A 19,579-nucleotide genomic window follows, 5' to 3' on the forward strand; every position below is an offset into this window, starting at 1 on the left:
ATGTTGCGTTCACGACCCCAGCACATGACCGCCGGTTTGCTCATGGCCGCTGCCGGCTCCATTGCTTTCAGCGGCAAGGCCATCATCGTCAAACTGGCTTATCGCTATGGGGTAGACGCGGTCACCTTGCTCATGTTCCGCATGCTGTTTGCACTGCCCTTGTTCGTGCTGATGGCGTGGTGGGCCGGGCGTGGCAAAGGACCGATTGCTGTGCGCGACTGGTGGGGTATTTTGGGTTTGGGTTTTTGCGGCTACTACCTCGCCTCGTTTTTGGACTTTTGGGGGCTGGAGTACATCAGCGCATCGTTGGAGCGCCTGATTCTTTACCTCAACCCCACCATCGTCTTGGTGCTGGGCTGGCTGCTCTATGGACGCCAAATCAGCCGCCGCCAAGGTGTGGGCATGCTCATCAGTTATGCCGGTGTGTTGCTGGTGTTCGGCCATGAAGCGGCCATGGATGGCCAAAACGCGTGGCTGGGCGCTGGATTGGTGATGGGCAGTGCGATCAGTTACGCGTTGTACCTCAGTTACAGCGGCCAGTTGGTGCAGCGATTGGGCTCGCTGCGCTTGGCCGGCTGGGCCACTTCGGTGGCCTGTGTGTTGTGCATCGGTCAATTTTTGTGGTTACGCCCGCTGCAGGCGGCCGATGTGGCCACCCCCGTGCTTTGGCTGTCCGTCCTGAACGCGACCGCCTGCACCGCCGTGCCTGTGCTGTTGGTGATGATGGCGATTGAGCGCATTGGTTCGAGCCTGACCGCGCAAACCGGGATGATTGGCCCCATGTCCACCCTTTTGATGGGCGTGGTGATCTTGGGCGAGCCGTTCAATGTGTGGATTGTCGGCGGCACCGTGTTGGTGTTGTCGGGTGTTTTCTGGGTGACACGTGCACCCAAAATTTGAAGTCAACAGGAGATCGAGATGGATTTGGGCATTGCAGGCAAATGGGCTTTGGTGGGTGGCGCAAGCAAAGGCTTGGGCTGGGGCTGCGCGCGCGCCTTGGCGCTGGAAGGCGTGAACGTGGTCATGGTGGCGCGTGGCGCCGAAGTGCTGAACAAAGCCGTGGATGCGCTGCGCGTCGAAACCGGCGGTAAAGTCCAGCTGATCGCGGTGGCACAAGACATCACCACCGAAGCCGGACGTGAAGCCATTTGGAACGTGCCAGGCGGCCCCGGCAAGGACTACGACATCGTCGTCACCAACGCAGGCGGCCCGCCACCTGGCGACTTCCGCGATTGGGACCGCGACGCGTGGATCAAGGCCATCGACGGCAACATGCTCACGCCCATTGAGCTGATCAAGGCCACCGTGGACCGCATGGCCGCACGCGGCTTTGGCCGCATCGTCAACATCACCTCGAGCGCCGTCAAAGCGCCCATCGACGTGCTGGGCTTGTCCAATGGCGCCCGCAGTGGCCTGACCGGCTTTGTGGCCGGCGCCTCACGCAGCAAGATCGCAGCCCAGGGCGTGACCATCAACAACTTGCTGCCCGGCAAGTTCGACACCGACCGCATTCGCGCCACGCTGCCCGCCATGGCGCAAAAGCAAGGCAAGACGGTGGAAGAAATGCGCGCCATCCAGCAAGCGCAAATTCCGGCTGGGCGTTACGGCAACCCCCAAGAGTTCGGCGCCATCTGCGCCTTTTTGTGCAGCCAACACGCGGCGTACATGACGGGCCAGAACGTGTTGGCCGATGGCGGTGCTTACGCGGGGACGTTTTGATCCAATCGATGTGTTTAATTTTGTTAACTTAATGCAATTAATTTCATTTAAATAGATTATTTGGTATTCATTTAAAACATGGACATGGCTATGATGTGCGACCACTGCACGCATTGCCATGTCCCATCCTGCTGCCTTCCAACTTGAATCCCTGAGGTACCAGACCGACGCCGTTGAAGGCGTCGTTCGTGTTTTTGAAGGCACCCCCAAGCCCGCTGCAGACGACCTTGAGGGCAACCATTGCCCACTGACATGGGCGCAAATTGCCGCCAATTTGCACAACGTGGCCCAAGCCCATCGCATCAACGACGATAGGCTGAACCTTCAGGTGCCACCACAAGGCCAGCCGCTCGATCTGTGTGTGGAGATGGAGACTGGCACCGGCAAAACACTGGTTTACCTGCGCACCATTTACCGCCTGCACGCTGCTTACGGGTGGAACAAATTCATCGTCGTCGTGCCCACGGTGGCCATCCGCGCAGGCGTCATGGGCAGCTTGACCGACTTTGGCGCACAACTCGCCCTGCAAACCGGACTCAACCACCCCATCCCTTTCTTTGAGTACGACAGCAGCCGTCTGGACCAAGTCAAAACCTACATCGACAGCCCCACGCCCGCCATCATGGTGATGAACAGCCAGGCCTTTGTGGGCGAAGGCAAGATCATCAGCAACGAAGAAAACGAGGCTCCGCTCGACGGTCTGACGTGGCTGCAAGCCTTGGCCCGTTGCCGTCCCATCGTGGTCATGGATGAGCCGCAAATGGGCATGGACACAGATGCAGCCCTCAAGGCTTTCAAGGACATGAAGCCTTTGGTCAAGTTGCGTTACTCGGCCACGCACCACAAAGACCATGCACACAACTGCATCTACCGCCTCACCCCCGCACAAGCGTACGAGCACGGCTTGGTCAAAAAAATCGAAGTCCTCACCATTGACGCGCAAGGCGGCGCAGGCACGGTGCAACTGGAGCTGACCGACACCCAGGTCCGCGCAGGCCAAGCGCCCAAAGCCAAACTCAAACTTTGGCACCGCGCTGCCAACGGCGACATTCGGCAAAAAATCAGCCCTTGGCTGAGTCGCGGCGCCAACTTGGCCGAAGTGACCAGCAACCGCAGCTACGTCGGCTGGCGCATCGACCACATCGAAAAATCGATGGAAACCGGCCAATGGCAAGTGCGCTTTGACAACGGGCACACCTTGCTCCAAGGCCAAGCACTGGGGCAGGACCAGGAAGGCATTTTCAGGCTGCAACTGCGCTGGCTCATCCATCGGCACTTTGAAAAGAAAGCCCGCCTCGCCCCTCTGGGCATCAAATGTTTGTCGCTCGTCTTCATCGACAAAGTCGCCAATTACCTGGCCACCGAGCAGGGCGTGACCCCCCTCATCAAAGGCCTGTTTGAAGAGGAGTACAGCGCCAAGCTGCAAACCCTCACCGGGCAAGTCCCTGATGCCCAGCAGGTGCAAGCCGTGCAAGGCAGCTACTTCGCCCGAACCGGGCAAGGCGTCCACACCGACAGCGAATCGGCCATGTTGAAAAACAACGCCATTTACAAACGCATCCTCACCGACAAGGCTGGCTTGCTCCAACTGAGCGACCCGGTGGAATTTATTTTCAGCCACAGCGCACTGGGTGTGGGCTGGGACAACCCCAATGTCTTCAACATCGCCACCCTCAACGCCACCCACAAAGATGACAAGAAACGCCAAGAGCTGGGGCGTGGCTTGCGCATTTGCGTCAACCAGCAGGGCCAGCGCGTGTACGACACCCCCGGCACCCCTTTGGGGCAAGAAATCAACCTGCTCACGGTGGTGCCCAACATGAGCTTCGAGGCCTTTGCGCAAAGCTACCAAGAAGAAATCAAAGAAGCCTATGACGGCGAGATCCAAGCAGGTGCCAGATTGCGCGAAAACCGCGCAGGCCAACCGCAAAAGAAAACCTTGCGTCGCCGCCAAGACTTGTTTGACTCTCAGGCCTTCCAACAGTTTTGGCAAACCATGGCCCGCACCACGCACTACAGCGTGAGCTTTGACGAAGACGCCATCGTGCAAGACGTGGTGCCCCAGCTGCAAAAAATCAGTGTGCTCACCTACAGCGCCGACATCACGGCCGTGCGCATCGGCATCTTGGAAGACTCGGAGTCCGAAACCCCACAAATCACGACCGATTACATGGGCGGCACACAAGCGGTTCTCAAACCCCGCTTTGCCCCGCAAGACTGGGTGCAAGCCATCGGTCAAGACAGCCGCCTCTCCCAAAAAGCCGTGCTGCGCCTTTTGCAAGAGGCCCTGGCCGAAGACCACTGCGCCAAACAATTTGTGCGAAGCCCTGTTCTGTTTGCCCAACAAGCCAGCGCCCTCATTCGACGGGCCGAGCGCGACCACATGCTGCGTGGCCTGCGTTACACCCCCACAGGCGAAGCCCTGCCACTCGACACCCTGCAAGTGCTGGTGGAAACCATCAAGGACATTGCACACACCCCGCGCCACGGCCTGTACGACGCGCAAGCCATAGACAGCGGCATTGAGAAGAAATTTGCCGAAGCCGCAGACGGCGACCCGCAACTCCTTTGCCTGCTCAAGCTGCCAGAGGGTTACGTCATACCCACGCCTGTGGGGCATTACACGCCGGACTTTGGCCTGGTTTTCAAAGAGCAGGGCCACCGCGCCATGGAACTGGGAGCCAACATGGCAGAGCAAGAAGGCGAGTTTTTTGTGGTGGAAGTCAAAGGCACCCACGACCTGGCCGACCCCAAAGCCCTGACGCCTGAAGAAGTCCTCAAGATCGAATGCGCCGCCCGCCACTTTGAGGCCCTGGGCTTTGCCACCACAGTCAGCGGTCGCATGGTGCATGTGCAACCCCAACGCCTGTTTGCCGCGCCCCGCGACACCTACGACCACTTCAAGAAATCTGACGTCAATACGGTAGCCATGGCATGACCATCACCCATCCTCTCCAATCCATCCAAACCCCCGACCTGATGCACGAGCGGCTGGCAAGGCTCAAGACCGAGTTCCCGGATCTGTTCACCAACGAAGGCCAACTCAACCCCGCCGAGTTGCTGCGCCTGACAGGGCAAGCAGGGCGCGAGCACTTTGACTTTCAGTGGTGGGGCAAATCAGCAGCCAAGCGCAAAGCCTTTAGCCCCACCACCGCCGCGCTGCGCTATGACGCGGCCCGCAGCGTCAACCCAGAGATTGCGGGCGGAAACGCCATCATCGAAGGCGAAAACCTGGAGGTGCTCAAACTCTTGCTGTGCGCCTACCGTGGGCAGGTGAAGTGCATCTACATCGACCCGCCCTACAACACCGGCAATGACTTTGTCTACAAAGACAACTTCAAGGAAGGTGAACGCGCCTACTGGGAGCGAACCGGTGTGTCCGAGGGGGGTGTGAAGACGAGCACCAACACCCGTGCGGATGGACGCTTTCACAGCCACTGGCTCAACATGATCTACCCGCGCCTGCTGGTGGCCCGCCAACTGCTGCGCGAGGACGGCGTGATCTTTGTGTCCATCGACGACAACGAAGTGACGCACTTGCGCAAGGTGATGGATGAGGTGTTTGGGGAGGGGAACTTTGTGGCGTGCATCGTTTGGGAGAAGACCCGAAAGAACGATGCACGGTTTTTCTCAATCGGCCACGAATACATGCTCTTGTATGCGAAGGACCTTGAGCACCTGAAAGTGTTGGGCGTTCTCTGGCGTGATGTGAAACCCGGTGCGCCAGAGATCATTGCCGAGTGGCGAGCCATCAAAAGCCGAGTGGGAGAAACCAACTATGAAGCGCAGCAAGTGGAGCTGCGAACTTGGTACCAGCAACTGCCGAAAACTCATCCTTCGAAAAAGTTAAGCCGTTACAAGTCGGTGGACAAATGGGGGCCATGGCGTGATGACAACCTTTCATGGCCCGGTGAAGACGGTGAAAACTATGAGGAATTAATCCATCCCGTTACGAAGCAACCTTGCAAGATTCCAGAGGGCGGTTGGCGCTATGACCCCAAGGAAATGCAACGACGTATCGATGCAGCCTTGATTGAGTTTAGAAAAGATCACAACGATCCACCAGTTCGAAAAACTCACCTGCTTCCAATACCAGAAGAGGCAGATGGTTTAGACGAAGGCGCAGCTGACGCTGATGGCGAAAGCGCCCAACCAGCAATGAAGGTCTTAGGTAGCTACCTGTATCGTCAAGCACAGGTGTCTGTGAAGCGCTTGAAAGCTCTACTCGGGTCAAAGGCATTCAACAACCCAAAAGATCACGAAATCCTGTCCCAATACATCCGATATGTGATGGCCGATGACCAATCGGGCATCGTCCTTGATTTCTTTGGCGGTTCTGGATCAACCGCACATGCTGTGCTTGAGATGAACAAGACGGACAAGGGCAAACGAAAGTTTGTGCTGGTTCAGATTCCTGAAACTACCGAAGTGAAGAGCATTGCAAGCAAGAACGGCTTCAAAAAAATCAGCGACATCACCATTGAGCGCGTCAAGCGCGTCATCCAAGGCTATGGTGACAACCCACAGCCCATCGACGCAGGCTTCAAGGTGTTCACGCTGCAAAAGAGCGCCTTCCCCCGCGCCGACTTCTCGCCCGACCCCGACGCCACCGAGGCCGATCAACTCGCCGCGCTCAAAGCCTTCATTGCAGCCAAAGAAGCCAGCCTGTTCAATACGCTCGACCCACAAGCCGTGCGCGACGAAGTGCTGCTCAAGTGCGGCTTTCAACTCGACGTGCAGCTCACGCCCATTGCAGAGGTCACGGCCAACCCGCTTTATCGAGCCCGCGACCAACAAACCCCGCCCCGCGAAGCCATCGTGTGTTTTGACAGCCACCTCGACACCACCACGCTCGAATGGCTGCGCCAACAAAAAGGCCATCGCGTCATCGTCCTAGAAGCCGCGCTGGACACGACGGGGAAATGGAATTTGCATCACCAACTGGGTGATGGGTTGGTGGTGTTTTGAAGGAGAAGCTACATGGATGAATCAAATCAACTCCCTAATGAGGATCCTGATAGCCAATCAAATGGCAATGCTGAAACAAAGATGGCTCACGCAACAGGGGCTGCTGATGCAGCTGTGGTTGAACAAGGTCGAGCTAAAGCTGCGGCTGATACTGCGGTAACTGAGCAAACGCGTGCAGAGGAAGGGGCTGATGCCGCTGAAGAAGAGCAAGAGCGATCTAAAAAGGCTGCTGATGCAGCTGTGGTTGAACAAGGTCGAGCTAAAGCTGCGGCTGATACTGCGGTAACTGAGCAAACGCGTGCAGAGGAAGGGGCTGATGCCGCTGAAGAAGAGCAAGAGCGATCTAAAAAGGCTGCTGATGCAGCTGTGGTTGAACAAGGTCGAGCTAAAGCTGCGGCTGATACTGCGGTAACTGAGCAAACGCGTGCAGAGGAAGGGGCTGATGCCGCTGAAGAAGAGCAAGAGCGATCTAAAAAGGCTGCTGATTTTGCTGTGGTTGAACAAGGTCGAGCCAAAGGCGCCGCAGATAGTGCAGTAGGTGATCGAAGCCGAGCTAAACAAGCTGCGGACTCAGCGAGTCAAAAATTAACTGAGATAAATAAGACGCTTGAAAATTCCATTACAGCAACTCTTGGTGGAGCATTTCAAAAAAAATCCGAGCGTTCGCGATTGCTTGATTTTTTATGGCTTGGTGTTTTGATATTCGGAATTTCAGGAATTTTTTGTATTGGTTATTTGCGATACGGAGCAATCGCAGAGCTGATTCATGAGAGAGCAGAAATTTCATATATCACCTTGCAGTTGCTGATAAATCTTGCATCAATGTCTGGCCCCATCTGGCTGTCATGGGTTGCAACGCTTAGATTGGCTAAAACGCATGCGATTACCGAAGACTATTCATACAAGGCGGCGCTCGCGCAGGCATATCAGGGCTACAGCACATCGGTTGCCGAAGATGATGAATTTTTGAAGTACCGATTGTTTGCAACAGTGATCACGCAACTGGATGCAAGTCCTGTTCGATTTGTGAGTGAAAAGCATCCGGCCACGCCATTTCAAGACCTTTTACAGCAGCCTTGGATGGAGGAACTTTTGAACGATGAAACTTTTAAAGGTAAGTTTATGAATTGGTTGAAATCCAAATTTAAAACGACGTTCCAAGCGGCATCTGAAGTCAAGGCCGATCAGTAATGATCTCGCCCTCCCGCTCTTCCCGCCTCATCGCCGCCATGCACCACGCCGCGCTCACCGCGCTGGCCGCATCGCCCAATGGGCAGTTGCACAAAGACCAAATTGTGCAAGCCATCGAGTCCACCGTCGCGCTCGACGAATGGGCGTGTGTGGTGTACGACAACGGCAACACACGGTGGCGCTCCATCTTTGCGTTTGCGTCGGTGGGTTTGGTCAAGGGCGGCTACGTCACCAAGTTGCGGGGCGTGTGGGCCATCACAGACGAAGGCCGCGCCGTGGCAAAGCGCCTTACGACGGCCCCGCGTTTTTGGCCGAGCTGGGCCGCCGCTACCAAGCGTGGAAGGGTAGCCAACTGGCCACGCTCGACAGTGCTTCGCTCTCACTAACCCCCGCCCACGATGACGACGACACCACGCTCGACGACCTCGACGCGCCCGAGCCACCCGAGGTGCGCATGGCCACCATCCTGCGCCAAGCCAACGAGACTTTGTCCGCCGAGTTGCTGGAGAAAACCAAGGCCGAGTCGCCAGCATTCTTCGAGCGGCTGGTGGTGCAGCTCTTGGTGGCCATGGGCTACGGTGGCAACCGGGCCAACGCGGGGCAGGTCACGCAACTGAGCGCCGACAACGGCATTGACGGCATCATCAACGAAGACCCGCTGGGCCTGGACACCATCTACCTGCAAGCCAAGCGCTGGCAAGACCCCGTGGGTGAAGGCCCGGTGCGCGACTTCATTGGTGCGTTGGTCATCAAGGGAGTGAAGAAAGGCGTCTTCCTCACCACCAGTTACTTCACCCCCGCCGCCCGCGCTGCAGTGCTGGCCAACAAGTCTGATCAAAAAATTGTCCTCATCGACGGCTCACGGCTCGCCGCACTCATGATCGAACACAACCTGGGCATGTCGGTGGCGCAAAGCTTTTCACTCAAGCGGCTGGACATGGATTTCTTTGGGGAGGAGTGAAATTCACCATGTCTAAAAGCCATAAAAATTATGGGTGCTAGAATTCCTGTCTCTCTAATGACGAATGCGCAGCTTCAGGCTCGCGTTCGTCGTTTGGCGCAAGACTCTGGTTGCGTTTTCATCTTGGAACACGCGCAGCTCAGGATGCAAGAGCGCAGGGTCAATGACATGGAGGTGCTGATGTGCCTTCGTGAGGGGGTGGTTCAACGCCCTGCGAAAGTGGATAACAAGACGGGCACAGTGCGTGTTCGTTTAGACCACTTTGGATCGGCGCGTAATTTGAGTGTCGTAGCCGAGCTAAGCGACTTGGACCCCGATGTGTTGGTGGTCACCGTGATGATGCGAGTGAGGTAAAGAACATGAGCAAATATTTTCAGTACACCGCATGCGGTTTAGACAACGTCTGGCTGGCCAATGGCTATAAGGTCAAAACCACGAGGCATGGCGATGCCGTGGCGGTGAACGATGTGGATGGCTTGCACAAGCTGATTGCCCAGACATTGATCGAGAAGAAAGGCCGCCTGACGGGCAAAGAGTTTCGTTTTTTACGCACGCAGCTCGGCCTATCGCAGGAGGCGCTGGGTGCGTTGCTGGACTTCAGCGAAAACGCAGTGAGTTTGTGGGAGCGCAAAGATACTGTGCCCGCAGCATGCGACCAGTGGTTGCGCATGTCTGTGCTGGCTAAGTTAGAAGGCAATGCCAAGTTGGCCGATGCGATTACGCGAACGCAGACCGTTCACAAGCTGATTTATCAAAAATACGTGGTGAAAGAGGTCAACGGCAAACGCACGCTCTCAGTGATCAAGCAGCCCCGTTTGGCTTTGGCAGTTTAGTTAGAATCCGACTCAACACACCCGCCACACGTCTTGGTTTTCGGCCAAGGTTCTGCTGAATTGCAGACGTGCAAAAGGCGGGTTTTCTTTGTCCTCAACGCCTTGACGACACCCAAATCCCCCCCACGATGAGGCCAAAGGCCGCCAGGTGGTACAGCTGCGGCAATTCGCCCAAAAAGGCGGCTGAGAAGATGGCGGCGAACAGCGGGGTGAGGTTGGCAAAAAACCCGGCCACCGTCGGCCCTGCTTGCTGGATGCCCAGCCCCCAGCAGCGGTAAGCCAGCACGGCCGGGCCCACGGCCACAAAGGCCAGGGTCGCGATCAAGGGCCAGCCCCAGGTGATGTGGGCATCGCTCAGGCCCCACTCCATGCCGGTGAACAGGCCTGACCAAGCCAGGCCAAAGACCACTTGCCCCAGCAAAAAGGCGGCCCAGTCGTTGCGAATGGTGTCAGGCTCATCGCGTCGGCTGAGCAACCAGCTGTACCAAGACCAGCAGGCGGTGGCCAGCAAAATGAAAAAGTCACCGATCACCCAGCGCACCGCCAAGAGCTGTTGCCAATCGCCGCGTGCGAGCACCACCAGCACCCCGGTGACGGACAGCATGGCGCCCAGCAGTTGCTTGCGCCGCACAGGTGCTTTGAAAAACAGGGCGCCGATGACCAACATCCAAAATGGCCCGCTGGCCGCGACCAGGGTCACGTTCAGGGGCGTAGAAGTTTGCAGTGCCAGGTATTGCAGGGCGTTGTAGCAGCCCACGCCCAAAAGGCTCAGCAAGGCGAAACGCCGCCAGTGGGACCACAGGCCACTGCCCGGGCGCAGAACCCTCCAGGCCAGAGGCAACAAAATGAAAAAGGCGACCAGCCAGCGCAAAAAGTTGAGCGTGATGGGTGGCACCAAGTCCGTGACCAAGCGGCCCACTACCGCATTGCCCGCCCACATGAGGGGCGGTACCGTCAGCAGCAAGGCGGTGACCGGAGAGAGTTTTTGAGACATGGGGCACTGTAGCGGCACTCGGGTTTTCCCGCTGTCGCCGACCTGTCCCCACCCTGAACGCAGCCATGAGATTCGTGGCAAAGTCACGCATCGTTTGCTTTCACTAAGTCAGGAGAATTCCATGAGTCTTGCAGTCCAAATCGACCAAAACGGCGGCCCCGAAGTCATGAAACTGGTCGATGTCACGGTGGGCGAGCCCGGCCCCGGCGAGATCCGCATCCGCCACAAGGCCATCGGCTTGAACTTCATTGACGTGTACCAGCGCGGTGGTTTGTACCCGCTGCCTATGCCTCTGAAATTAGGCATGGAAGGCTCGGGCGTGGTCGAAGCCGTGGGCGAGGGCGTCACGCACCTGAAAGTGGGCGATCGCGCCGCTTACGCCAGCCAGCCGCCCGGCAGCTACTGCGAAGTGCGCGTGATGCCCGCCAAGTGCGTGTGCAAGTTGCCCGATGCGATTTCGTTCGAGACCGGTGCGGCCATGATGCTCAAAGGTTTGACTGCCCAATACTTGCTCAAGCGCACGCTGCCCCAAGGCGGCCTGCAAGCCGGTGATTTTGTGTTGTTCCATGCGGCTGCCGGTGGCGTGGGCCTGATTGCCTGCCAGTGGGCCAAGGCGCTGGGTTTGCGCTTGATCGGCACGGCCGGCAGCGACGCCAAGTGCGCATTGGCCTTGGCCAACGGTGCCGAGTTCTGCATCAACTACAGCACAGATGACTTTCAAGCCAAGGTCAAAGAGATCACGGGCGGCAAGGGCGTCAAAGTGGTTTACGACTCGGTGGGCAAAGACACCTGGGACAAATCGCTCGACTGTTTGGCCCCCTTTGGTTTGATGGCCAGCTTTGGCAATGCTTCAGGCCCGGTGGCCCCGTTTGCCCCCGGCATCTTGGGCCCCAAAGGTTCGATCTATGTGACGCGTCAGACCTTGTTCAGCCACATCACCACGCGCGAGAGCACGCAAGCGATGGCCGACGATTTGTTCGAGGCCGTGACCAGCGGCAAGGTCAAGATCCACATCGACCAGACCTTCCCTCTGGCGCAGATTCAGGACGCGCACATCGCCCTGGAAGCCCGCAAGACCACGGGCTGCACCATCATCACGTTGTGAGGTTGGAGGGCACTGGCGCGGCCCAGCGTCAGTCCCCAATGAAAAAACCGCTGTCCTGAGGGCAGCGGTTTTTTGTTGGGAAATTGACCTGAATCAGGCCGCCAGCTTGGCCTTGGGTGCGATGGTTTCCAGCGCTTCGCGCAGGATCTGCAAGGTGCGTGGCACTTGGTGCCATTTGTCCAAGCCAAACAAGCCCATGCGGAAGGTGCGGAAGTCGGCGGGCTCGTCGCACTGCAGCGGCACACCCGCGGCGGTTTGCAGGCCCAGCGCCAGGAATTTCTTGCTGCTCTGGATGTCCGGGTCGGTGGTGTAGCTGACCACCACACCAGGTGCTTCAAAGCCGGGCGCGGCCACGCTGGGGAAACCATGCTCCAGCAGCAAGGCGCGCACTTGGCGGCCCAGCGCCATTTGCTCGTCACGCACCTTGGCAAAGCCGTAGGCCTCTGTTTCCAACATGGCTTCTTGCAGGCGCAGCAGGGCGTCGGTGGGCAAGGTGGTGTGGTACATGTGACCACCGCCTTCGTAGGTTTCCATGACTTGCAACCACTTTTTGAGGTCCATCGCAAAGGTGGTGCTGGTGGTGCCGTCAATCGCTTGGCGCGCGCGCTCACTCAGCATGACCATGGCGCAGCAAGGCGAGCTGCTCCAGCCTTTTTGCGGGGCGCTGATCAGCACATCCACACCCGTCGCTTTCATGTCCACCCACATGGCGCCGGAGGCAATGCAGTCCAAGACCAACAACCCGCCCACCGCGTGCACCGCATCGGCCACGGCTCTCAGGTAGTGGTCGGGCAAGATCATGCCGGCGGCGGTTTCCACGTGCGGTGCAAACACCAAAGCGGGCTTTTCTGCGGCGATGGCGGCGGTGACTTCTTCAATGGGCGCAGGTGTCCAGGCCGCTTGTGTGCTCTCCGATACGCGCCGTGCCTTGAGCACGCTGTGGCTCTTGGGGATCTGGCCCATGTCAAAAATTTGTGTCCAGCGGTAGCTGAACCAGCCGTTGCGGATCACCATGACGTGCTGGTTGGTGGCGAACTGGCGTGCCACCGACTCCATGCCGAAAGTGCCGCTGCCCGGCACCAAAGCAACCGAGTGGGCACCGTAGACGCTCTTGAGCATGCGCGAGATGTCGGTCATCACGCCACCAAAGCGCTTGGACATGTGGTTCAGTGCGCGGTCGGTGTAGACCACCGAAAACTCGAGCAGACCATCGGGGTCAATGTGGGGCAGCAAGCCGGGCATGGAAAACTCCGTATTTTTCAATCAGGGGAGAGAGCTTAACCGAGTTGACGGTTCTGTGGGGCGGGGGCCTGGGCCGGGTGCGAATGGCCTCATCAGTCGCTTCGCGCCAGCAAATCGGCCATCCGCACCCGGCGCAGGCCCCTCTTGGTGGTGGTTGAAGGTTTCAGCGTCCGCGCCGGACCCGCAATATTTCGTCCAGGATCAACAAGGCCGCGCCCACGCTGATGCCCGCATCGGCCACGTTGAAGGCCGGAAAGTGCCAAGCACCCCAATAGAAGTCAAGAAAGTCGACCACGTAGCCATGCAGCAGGCGGTCCACCACATTGCCAATGGCCCCACCCAAGATGAGTGCAATGGCCAGACTGAAGAGTTTTTGGCCGGCGTGCGAGCGCAACATCCAGACCATGAAGATGGCCGCGAAAACGCCGATGCCGGTGAAGAACCAGCGTTGCCAGCCGCCCGCCCCCGCCAAAAACGAAAACGCCGCACCGTGGTTGTGCACCCGCACCAGGTTGAAGAACGAGGTGATGGGTGTGCTGTCACCGAGCTGGAAAGCGCCCAGCACCAGCACCTTGGTGAACTGGTCAATCAGCAGCACCAAAAGGGCAATGCCCAGCCAGATGGCCACGCCTTGGCTTTTGCCAAAGCCACCTTTGCCTGATTTTTTGTTGCTGGCCATTGTGTTGCCTTGTGGGGTTGGACGTGAAGGGTCAGGCGACGGTTCGGGTTTCGCCTGTTCCGTGCAGGTTGCTCACGCAGCGACCGCAGATGGTGGGGTGGGCGGCGTTGCTGCCCACATCATCGGCATAGTGCCAGCAGCGCTCGCACTTGGTGGCTTGGCTCGCAGTCACTTGAACCGACAGTGTGTCACCGGCTTGCAAAGTCACTTTGGAGGTGATGAACACGAACTTGATGTCTGCGCCCAAGCTGGCCAGCAAGGCGTGGTCTGCGGCCGGTGCAGTCAGGGTGATCTCGGCTTGCAGCGAGGCCCCTACTTGGCCTGCGGTGCGCAGGTTTTCGATGTCTTTGTTCACCAAGTCGCGGATTTCGCGGATGCGGGTCCACTTGGCCAGCAGCTGGGCATCGGCTTGTCCGAAGTCGCCGAAGGTTTCCAGGAAGATGGATTCGGAGGAGCCGAAGGTCTTCCAGGCTTCTTCGGCCGTGAAGGAGAGGAAGGGCGCCATCCAGCGCAGCATGCCGTGGGTGATGCGGTAGAGCGCAGTTTGTGCGCTGCGGCGCGCCAGGCTCTTGGGGGCCGTGGTGTACAGGCGGTCTTTGAGCACATCCAGATAGAACGCGCCCAGGTCTTCAGAGCAATAGATTTGCAGTTTGGAGACCACGGGGTGGAACTCGTACATGTCGAAATGGGCGCGGATGTCGGCCTGCAACTGCGCGGCGCGGGCCAGGGCAAAGCGGTCGATTTCCAGCAGTTGGTCGTCGGCCACGGTGTCTGTGGCGGGGTCAAAGTCGCTCACATTGGCCAGCAAGAAGCGCAAGGTGTTGCGGATGCGGCGGTAAGCGTCCACCACGCGGGCCAGGATCTTGTCGTCGATGTTCAGGTCACCCGAGTAATCGGTGCTGGCCACCCACAGGCGCACGATTTCGGCGCCCATTTTGCTGTTGATGGTTTGCGGCTCAACGGTGTTGCCCAGTGATTTGCTCATCTTGCGGCCCTGGCCATCGGTGGCAAAGCCGTGGGTCAAGAGACCCCGGTAGGGCGCGCGGTCGTACAAGGCGCAGCCCAGCAGCAGCGAGCTGTGGAACCAGCCGCGGTGCTGGTCGTGACCTTCGAGGTACAGGTCAGCTTCGGGCCCTTGGTTGTGGAAAGGTGCCACACCGTAAGCGTCTTGGTGGCTGCCGCGCAGCACATGCTGGAAGGTGGAGCCGGAGTCGAACCAAACTTCAAGAATGTCGGTGCTCTTGGTGTAGTGGGGTGCATCCTGTGCGCCCAAAATCTCTTCCACCGTCACGCGGCTCCAGGCTTCGATGCCGCCTTTTTCGACGATGTCTGCCGCTTGGTCCAGGATTTCCAGGGTGCGCGGGTGCAGCTCGCCGCTGTCTTTGTGCAAAAAGAACGGCACGGGTACGCCCCAGCTGCGCTGGCGCGAGATGCACCAGTCCGGGCGATTGGCGATCATGTCGCGCAGGCGGGATTGGCCGTTTTCGGGGTAAAACTGGGTCTGCTCAATGGCGTCCAGCGCCAGTTGGCGCAGGGTCTTGGGGGCTTTGTCTTTCGTGAAGACCCCAACGCCGTCGTCCATGCGCACAAACCATTGGGCGGCGGCGCGGTAGATGACGGGCGTTTTGTGGCGCCAGCAGTGCGGGTAGCTGTGGGTGATGGTCACGGTGGACAGTAAACGGCCGGCGTTGCGCAAGGCCTCGAGCACCACTGGAATCGCTTTCCAGATGTGCAGCCCACCAAACAGCGGAAAGTCGGCCGCGTAAGTGCCATTGCCTTGCACCGGGTTCAGGATGTCGTCGTACTTCAGGCCGTTGGCAATGCAGGAGTTGAAGTCGTCCACGCCGTAGGCGGGCGAGGAGTGCACCAGGCCTGTGCCGTCGCTGTCGCTGACGTATTCGGCCAGGTACACAGGCGACAGACGTTGGTAGCCTGCGTCCACGTCGAAGAGTGGATGGCGGAAGTTCAAACCCCCCAGCGCCGTGCCTTTGGCGGTGGCGAGCACCGTGCCGCCTTGCAGGCCAAAACGTTCCAAGCATTTCTCCACCAGAGACTCGGCCAGCACCAGGCAGCCTTTGTCGGTTTGCACCAGTGCATAGGTCAGCTCGGGGTGGGCGTTCAGGGCTTGGTTGGCGGGGATGGTCCAGGCGGTGGTGGTCCAGATCACGGCAAAGCCGCTTTGTCCAGCGGGCAAGGCGGCGAGGCCAAATGCGGCAGCGAGTTTGGCCGCGTCATCGGTTTCAAAGGCCACGTCCAGGGTGTCGCTTTGTTTGTCTTGGTATTCGATTTCGAACTCGGCCAGCGAAGAGCCGCAGTCAAAGCACCAGTAAACGGGTTTCAGACCCCGGTAAACAAAACCGCGTTCGATCACGCGCTTGAAGGCGCGGATTTCACCGGCTTCGTTGGCCGGATCCATGGTGCGGTAGGGCCGCTCCCAGTCGCCCAGCACCCCCAATCGCTTGAAGTCTTCGCGTTGTTGGCCGATTTGCTCGGTGGCAAAAGCACGGCTTTTGGCTTGCATGTCGTCACGGCTCAGGTTGCGGCCGTGCAGTTTTTCAATCGCGTTTTCGATGGGCAGACCATGGCAGTCCCAGCCAGGGATGTATTGCGCGTCAAAGCCAGCGAGTTGCTTGGACTTGACGATCATGTCTTTGAGGACTTTGTTGAGCGCGTGACCGATGTGCAGCTTGCCGTTGGCGTAGGGCGGGCCATCGTGCAGCACGAACAGCGGGGCCCCTTGGCGGGCAGCGCGCAGTTTTTTGTAGAGGCCGCTGTCGTCCCATTCTTTGACCCAGCCCGGTTCGCGCTTGGGCAGATCGCCACGCATGGGGAAAGGGGTGTCCATCATGTTGATGCGGGCATCGGGGTTCTGGGTTTTGTCGGTCATGGTGCGTCAAGTCGGGAGGGCTTCGACAAGCTCAGCCCGAGCGGCGGGCCGTTCGGAGAGATCAAGAGGTGTGGGCCGGGTGGTCGTTTGCCCTGAGCCTGTCGAAGGCGGCAAACAAGGGCCTGAGCTTCAAATTCGATCGCGGGTGGTTTGGCGGCTGGTTTCACCGTGGCGGGAGGCAAACCACGCCTGTGCGTCGTCGCAGTCTTTGGCAATGCCCTTTGTCAGGGCGTCCAGACCGTCGTATTGGAGTTCGTCATGTAATTTGTGCAGCAAGTCCACACGGATGATTTTACCGTAGCCCCCCTCAGCCCCGAGTCGGGCTGGCCAGTCGAAGGCGTGGGTCTCGAGCAGCACGCGCCCACCGTTGACGTCATTCGGGTCGAGCGAGGGGCGGATGCCCAAATTGGCCACGCCCCGCAAGGGCTGATCGGCCAAGCCATGCACCTGGACCACAAAAATGCCGCTGGCCGCAGGCTTCCAATGCGAAAAACGCAAATTCAAGGTCCGAAATCCGTCCCCTGCGCCTTGCGCCGTCGCGGCCAACTCGCGGCCGAGCTTGCGGCCATGAACCACGTGCCCGCTGATGCTGTAGGGGCGGCCCAGCAAGGCGTGTACCGCTGGCAGGTCGCCCCGCTTCAGCGCTTCGCGCACGGCCGAGCTGGACACGCGCAGGCCGCGCACCTGGTAGCTGTTCATGCGGGCCACATCAAAGCCCAAGCGCAGCCCTGCAGCGTCAAGCATGGCGTAGTCACCGGCACGCTTGGCGCCAAACTGGAAATCGTCGCCCACCAGCACATAGCGCACGCCCAGCCCTTGGACCAAGACCTGCTGGATGAAGTCTTCGGGCGACTGGCTGGCCAGTCGCGCATCAAAAGGCAGCACCACCACTTGGTCGACGCCGCAGCGTTCCAGCTCTAGCAGCTTGTCGCGCAGGGTGGCGATGCGGGCCGGGGCCAACTCGGGCTTGTTCAGGGCCTTGGCAAAGTAGTCGCGGGGGTGCGGCTCGAAGGTCATGACGCAGCTGGGCACGCCGCGGTGGGCGGCTTCGCTGCGCAAAAGCGCCAGCATGGCCTGGTGGCCGCGGTGTACGCCATCGAAGTTGCCGATGGTCAGGGCGCAGGCGGGGGCCAGATCTGGGTGGTGAAAACCGCGAAAAACCTTCATGTGCTGACGCCGATGTGTGTGCTGGACTTGGGGCTTTGGGCCTTTGTCATGGTGTTGAGAAATTCCAAGCGTATATTGTGACCGAGCCCGCTCCTTCAGCGCCTTGGCACTGCACCTGGCCTGACTGGAACGAGACAGTCCCATTTCCGTGTCCGAGCGGTGCATCTGTGCCAAGGAGTCGTGTGTGAAGGTCTTGAAACTCTCAGCCCAAGGGCTGCCTCAGTCGTGGATCACGCTGGAGCAAGCGGTCACCCATTACGCCGCCGATGAGGTGCGCTGGGAAGCGGGTCAGCAAGTGGCCGTTTTCCATGGTGGGTACAACGCCATCACCGGGCAGCAGTCGGTGATTGCCGTCAACAGCATCATTGGCACCCAAGGCGTGCCCCGCATCAACCCGTTTGAGCTGGTATCCGGTTTGACCAACCCCAAGTTGTTTGTGCGCGATCGCAATGTTTGCGCCTATTGCGGCGGGCACTTTCACGAATCGGTGCTCACCCGTGAGCACATTGTTCCCCTGAGTCAAAAAGGCCCGGACCACTGGATGAACGTGGTCACGGCCTGCCGCTCTTGCAACCACCGCAAAAGCAGCCGTACGCCCGAGCAGGCCCATATGCCATTGCTTTACGCGCCCTACGTGCCCAGCCTGTGGGAAGACTTCATCTTGCGCAATCGACGCATCCTGAGTGACCAAATGGCGTTTTTGATGGCGCATGTGCCCAAGAGTTCGCGTTTGATGGCCTGATCCGGCGGCGTTGCGGTTGCCTTGCGTCCGACCGCAAAGCGCCGCATCATCGAGCCCTGAATACAAAAGAATCCACAACGGATTGTCTGTCAGGCAATGGCCGGGTGATGGATTCATCAGGGAGACCCGCCATGCCACGCCCACCCCTTGCCTTGCGTCATCACACGGCCAGCACGCCAGGCCTGAGCCGACGCCTCAGTTTGTCGGCGCTGCTTGTCTCGCCCTGGCTGACGCCGCGTGTTGGCGCTCAACGCGTGCAGCCCGTGGACTCCGGGGCGCACAGCGGCGTTCAGCTGGCCATGCCTTGGCCCGTTGGCCGATCTCCACAAGGTTTTGGGGTCAGCGAAAAATTCGACGGGGTCAGGGCCGTTTGGGATGGGCGCTTATTGCGCTTTCGCAGTGGCCGCGCCATTGCAGCCCCGGCTTGGTTTCTGTCTGCGCTGCCTCAGGTGGCGCTGGATGGCGAGTTGTGGATGGCGCGAGGGGCCTTTGACCGGCTCTCGGGTGTGGTGCGGCAAACCGAGCCCGATGACCGGGCTTGGCGGGCGGTGAAGTACCTGGTGTTTGACGCCCCGGGTCATGCCGCCCCATTTGCCCAGCGCATGGCATTTGTGCAGTCGGCCTTGACGCAGGCACAGCAGCCCTGGCTCATGCCCGTCGAACAGCACCCTGTGAACGACGCCCGCGCTTTGCTGGCCAGGTTGCAGGAGACGGTGCGTCAAGGCGGCGAGGGGCTGATGCTGCACCGCGCCGATGCCCTGTGGCAGCCCGGTCGCACGGATGCGTTGTTCAAACTCAAGCCCGAGTTGGACGAGGAAGGCTTGGTGGTGGGGCATCAGCCGGGCCAAGGTCGGTTGAAAGGCCAAACAGGGGCCTTGTTGTTGCAAATGCCGTCGGGCCAGCGTTTTGCCCTGGGCTCGGGGCTGAGCGACGCCTTGCGCCGAGACCCACCCCCTGTGGGGGCGTGGGTCACTTACCGCTACCGCGATCGCACACCTTCGGGCTTGCCGCGTTTTGCGTCGTTTTTGCGGGTACACGAGTCAGAGTGAGCACGAAAAAGGCCCCTTTCGGGGCCTTTTTGTTGGGTGGCT

17 protein-coding genes are annotated in these 19,579 nt (G+C 59.3%); 12 read left to right on the forward strand and 5 right to left on the reverse strand.

The window, feature by feature from the left end:
- The 9 genes from ACHEXK_RS02660 (at position 1) to ACHEXK_RS02700 (ending at position 9,672) form a co-directional block, all read left to right on the forward strand.
- Positions 1–900, forward strand: a complete 900-nt coding sequence (locus tag ACHEXK_RS02660) for a DMT family transporter (RefSeq protein WP_416547799.1) — start codon at positions 1–3, stop codon at positions 898–900.
- Positions 901–918: 18 nt separating this feature from the next.
- Positions 919–1,719 carry an SDR family oxidoreductase gene (locus ACHEXK_RS02665; RefSeq protein ID WP_416547801.1) on the forward strand — a complete coding sequence of 267 codons (801 nt, stop codon included), beginning with the start codon at positions 919–921 and terminating at the stop codon, positions 1,717–1,719.
- 118 nt (positions 1,720–1,837) lie between these two features.
- Positions 1,838–4,657 carry a DEAD/DEAH box helicase family protein gene (locus ACHEXK_RS02670; protein WP_416547803.1) on the forward strand — a complete coding sequence of 940 codons (2,820 nt, stop codon included), beginning with the start codon at positions 1,838–1,840 and terminating at the stop codon, positions 4,655–4,657.
- Positions 4,654–6,687 carry a site-specific DNA-methyltransferase gene (locus ACHEXK_RS02675; RefSeq protein ID WP_416547805.1) on the forward strand — a complete coding sequence of 678 codons (2,034 nt, stop codon included), beginning with the start codon at positions 4,654–4,656 and terminating at the stop codon, positions 6,685–6,687. The genes ACHEXK_RS02670 and ACHEXK_RS02675 overlap by 4 nt, the downstream gene beginning before the upstream one ends.
- Before the next feature lie 12 nt (positions 6,688–6,699).
- Positions 6,700–7,878, forward strand: coding sequence for a hypothetical protein (locus ACHEXK_RS02680; protein WP_416547807.1), 1,179 nt, complete (start codon positions 6,700–6,702; stop codon positions 7,876–7,878).
- The gene (locus tag ACHEXK_RS02685) at positions 7,878–8,264 is read left to right on the forward strand and encodes a winged helix-turn-helix domain-containing protein (protein WP_416547809.1); all 387 of its coding nucleotides are present in this window, start codon (positions 7,878–7,880) and stop codon (positions 8,262–8,264) included. The genes ACHEXK_RS02680 and ACHEXK_RS02685 overlap by 1 nt, the downstream gene beginning before the upstream one ends.
- On the forward strand, positions 8,186–8,839 hold the full coding sequence (locus tag ACHEXK_RS02690) for a restriction endonuclease (RefSeq protein WP_416547811.1): 654 nt from the start codon (positions 8,186–8,188) through the stop codon (positions 8,837–8,839). Before ACHEXK_RS02685 ends, ACHEXK_RS02690 begins: the two co-directional genes overlap by 79 nt.
- A 57-nt stretch (positions 8,840–8,896) precedes the next feature.
- Complete coding sequence (locus ACHEXK_RS02695; protein ID WP_416547813.1) at positions 8,897–9,193, forward strand: DUF4258 domain-containing protein; 297 nt, start codon at positions 8,897–8,899, stop codon at positions 9,191–9,193.
- A gap of 5 nt (positions 9,194–9,198) precedes the next feature.
- Positions 9,199–9,672 (forward strand): transcriptional regulator, encoded by a 474-nt coding sequence (locus ACHEXK_RS02700; RefSeq protein WP_416547815.1) that lies wholly within the window; start codon positions 9,199–9,201, stop codon positions 9,670–9,672.
- Between the two features lie 94 nt (positions 9,673–9,766).
- Here ACHEXK_RS02700 and ACHEXK_RS02705 read toward each other — a convergent pair whose 3' ends face one another.
- Positions 9,767–10,666 carry a DMT family transporter gene (locus tag ACHEXK_RS02705; protein WP_416547816.1) on the reverse strand — a complete coding sequence of 300 codons (900 nt, stop codon included), beginning with the start codon at positions 10,664–10,666 and terminating at the stop codon, positions 9,767–9,769.
- Between the two features lie 121 nt (positions 10,667–10,787).
- Here ACHEXK_RS02705 and ACHEXK_RS02710 point away from each other — a divergent pair, with 121 nt between their 5' ends.
- Positions 10,788–11,771 (forward strand): quinone oxidoreductase family protein, encoded by a 984-nt coding sequence (locus ACHEXK_RS02710; protein ID WP_416547818.1) that lies wholly within the window; start codon positions 10,788–10,790, stop codon positions 11,769–11,771.
- Positions 11,772–11,864: 93 nt separating this feature from the next.
- Here the strand turns inward: ACHEXK_RS02710 and ACHEXK_RS02715 are convergent, their stop codons facing one another.
- The 4 genes from ACHEXK_RS02715 to ACHEXK_RS02730 form a co-directional block, all read right to left on the reverse strand.
- Complete coding sequence (locus tag ACHEXK_RS02715; protein WP_416547820.1) at positions 11,865–13,013, reverse strand: aminotransferase class V-fold PLP-dependent enzyme; 1,149 nt, start codon at positions 13,011–13,013, stop codon at positions 11,865–11,867.
- Positions 13,014–13,176: 163 nt separating this feature from the next.
- On the reverse strand, positions 13,177–13,692 hold the full coding sequence (gene lspA / locus ACHEXK_RS02720) for a signal peptidase II (protein ID WP_416547822.1): 516 nt from the start codon (positions 13,690–13,692) through the stop codon (positions 13,177–13,179).
- 31 nt (positions 13,693–13,723) lie between these two features.
- Positions 13,724–16,579, reverse strand: a complete 2,856-nt coding sequence (gene ileS, locus ACHEXK_RS02725) for an isoleucine--tRNA ligase (protein ID WP_416547824.1) — start codon at positions 16,577–16,579, stop codon at positions 13,724–13,726.
- 129 nt (positions 16,580–16,708) lie between these two features.
- Entirely contained in the window at positions 16,709–17,746 is a 1,038-nt protein-coding gene (locus ACHEXK_RS02730) for a bifunctional riboflavin kinase/FAD synthetase (RefSeq protein WP_416547825.1), read from the reverse strand.
- Between the two features lie 184 nt (positions 17,747–17,930).
- Here ACHEXK_RS02730 and ACHEXK_RS02735 point away from each other — a divergent pair, with 184 nt between their 5' ends.
- A complete protein-coding gene (locus tag ACHEXK_RS02735; protein ID WP_416547827.1) occupies positions 17,931–18,488 on the forward strand; it encodes an HNH endonuclease in 558 nt (185 codons plus the stop codon).
- Between the two features lie 131 nt (positions 18,489–18,619).
- Positions 18,620–19,537: a DNA ligase gene (locus ACHEXK_RS02740; protein ID WP_416547829.1), complete on the forward strand. Its 918-nt coding sequence runs from the start codon at positions 18,620–18,622 to the stop codon at positions 19,535–19,537.
- Positions 19,538–19,579: the final 42 nt, after the last annotated feature.

Origin of the sequence: Limnohabitans sp. DCL3 (assembly GCF_048019295.1) — a bacterium.
Classification (GTDB): domain Bacteria; phylum Pseudomonadota; class Gammaproteobacteria; order Burkholderiales; family Burkholderiaceae_C; genus Limnohabitans_A.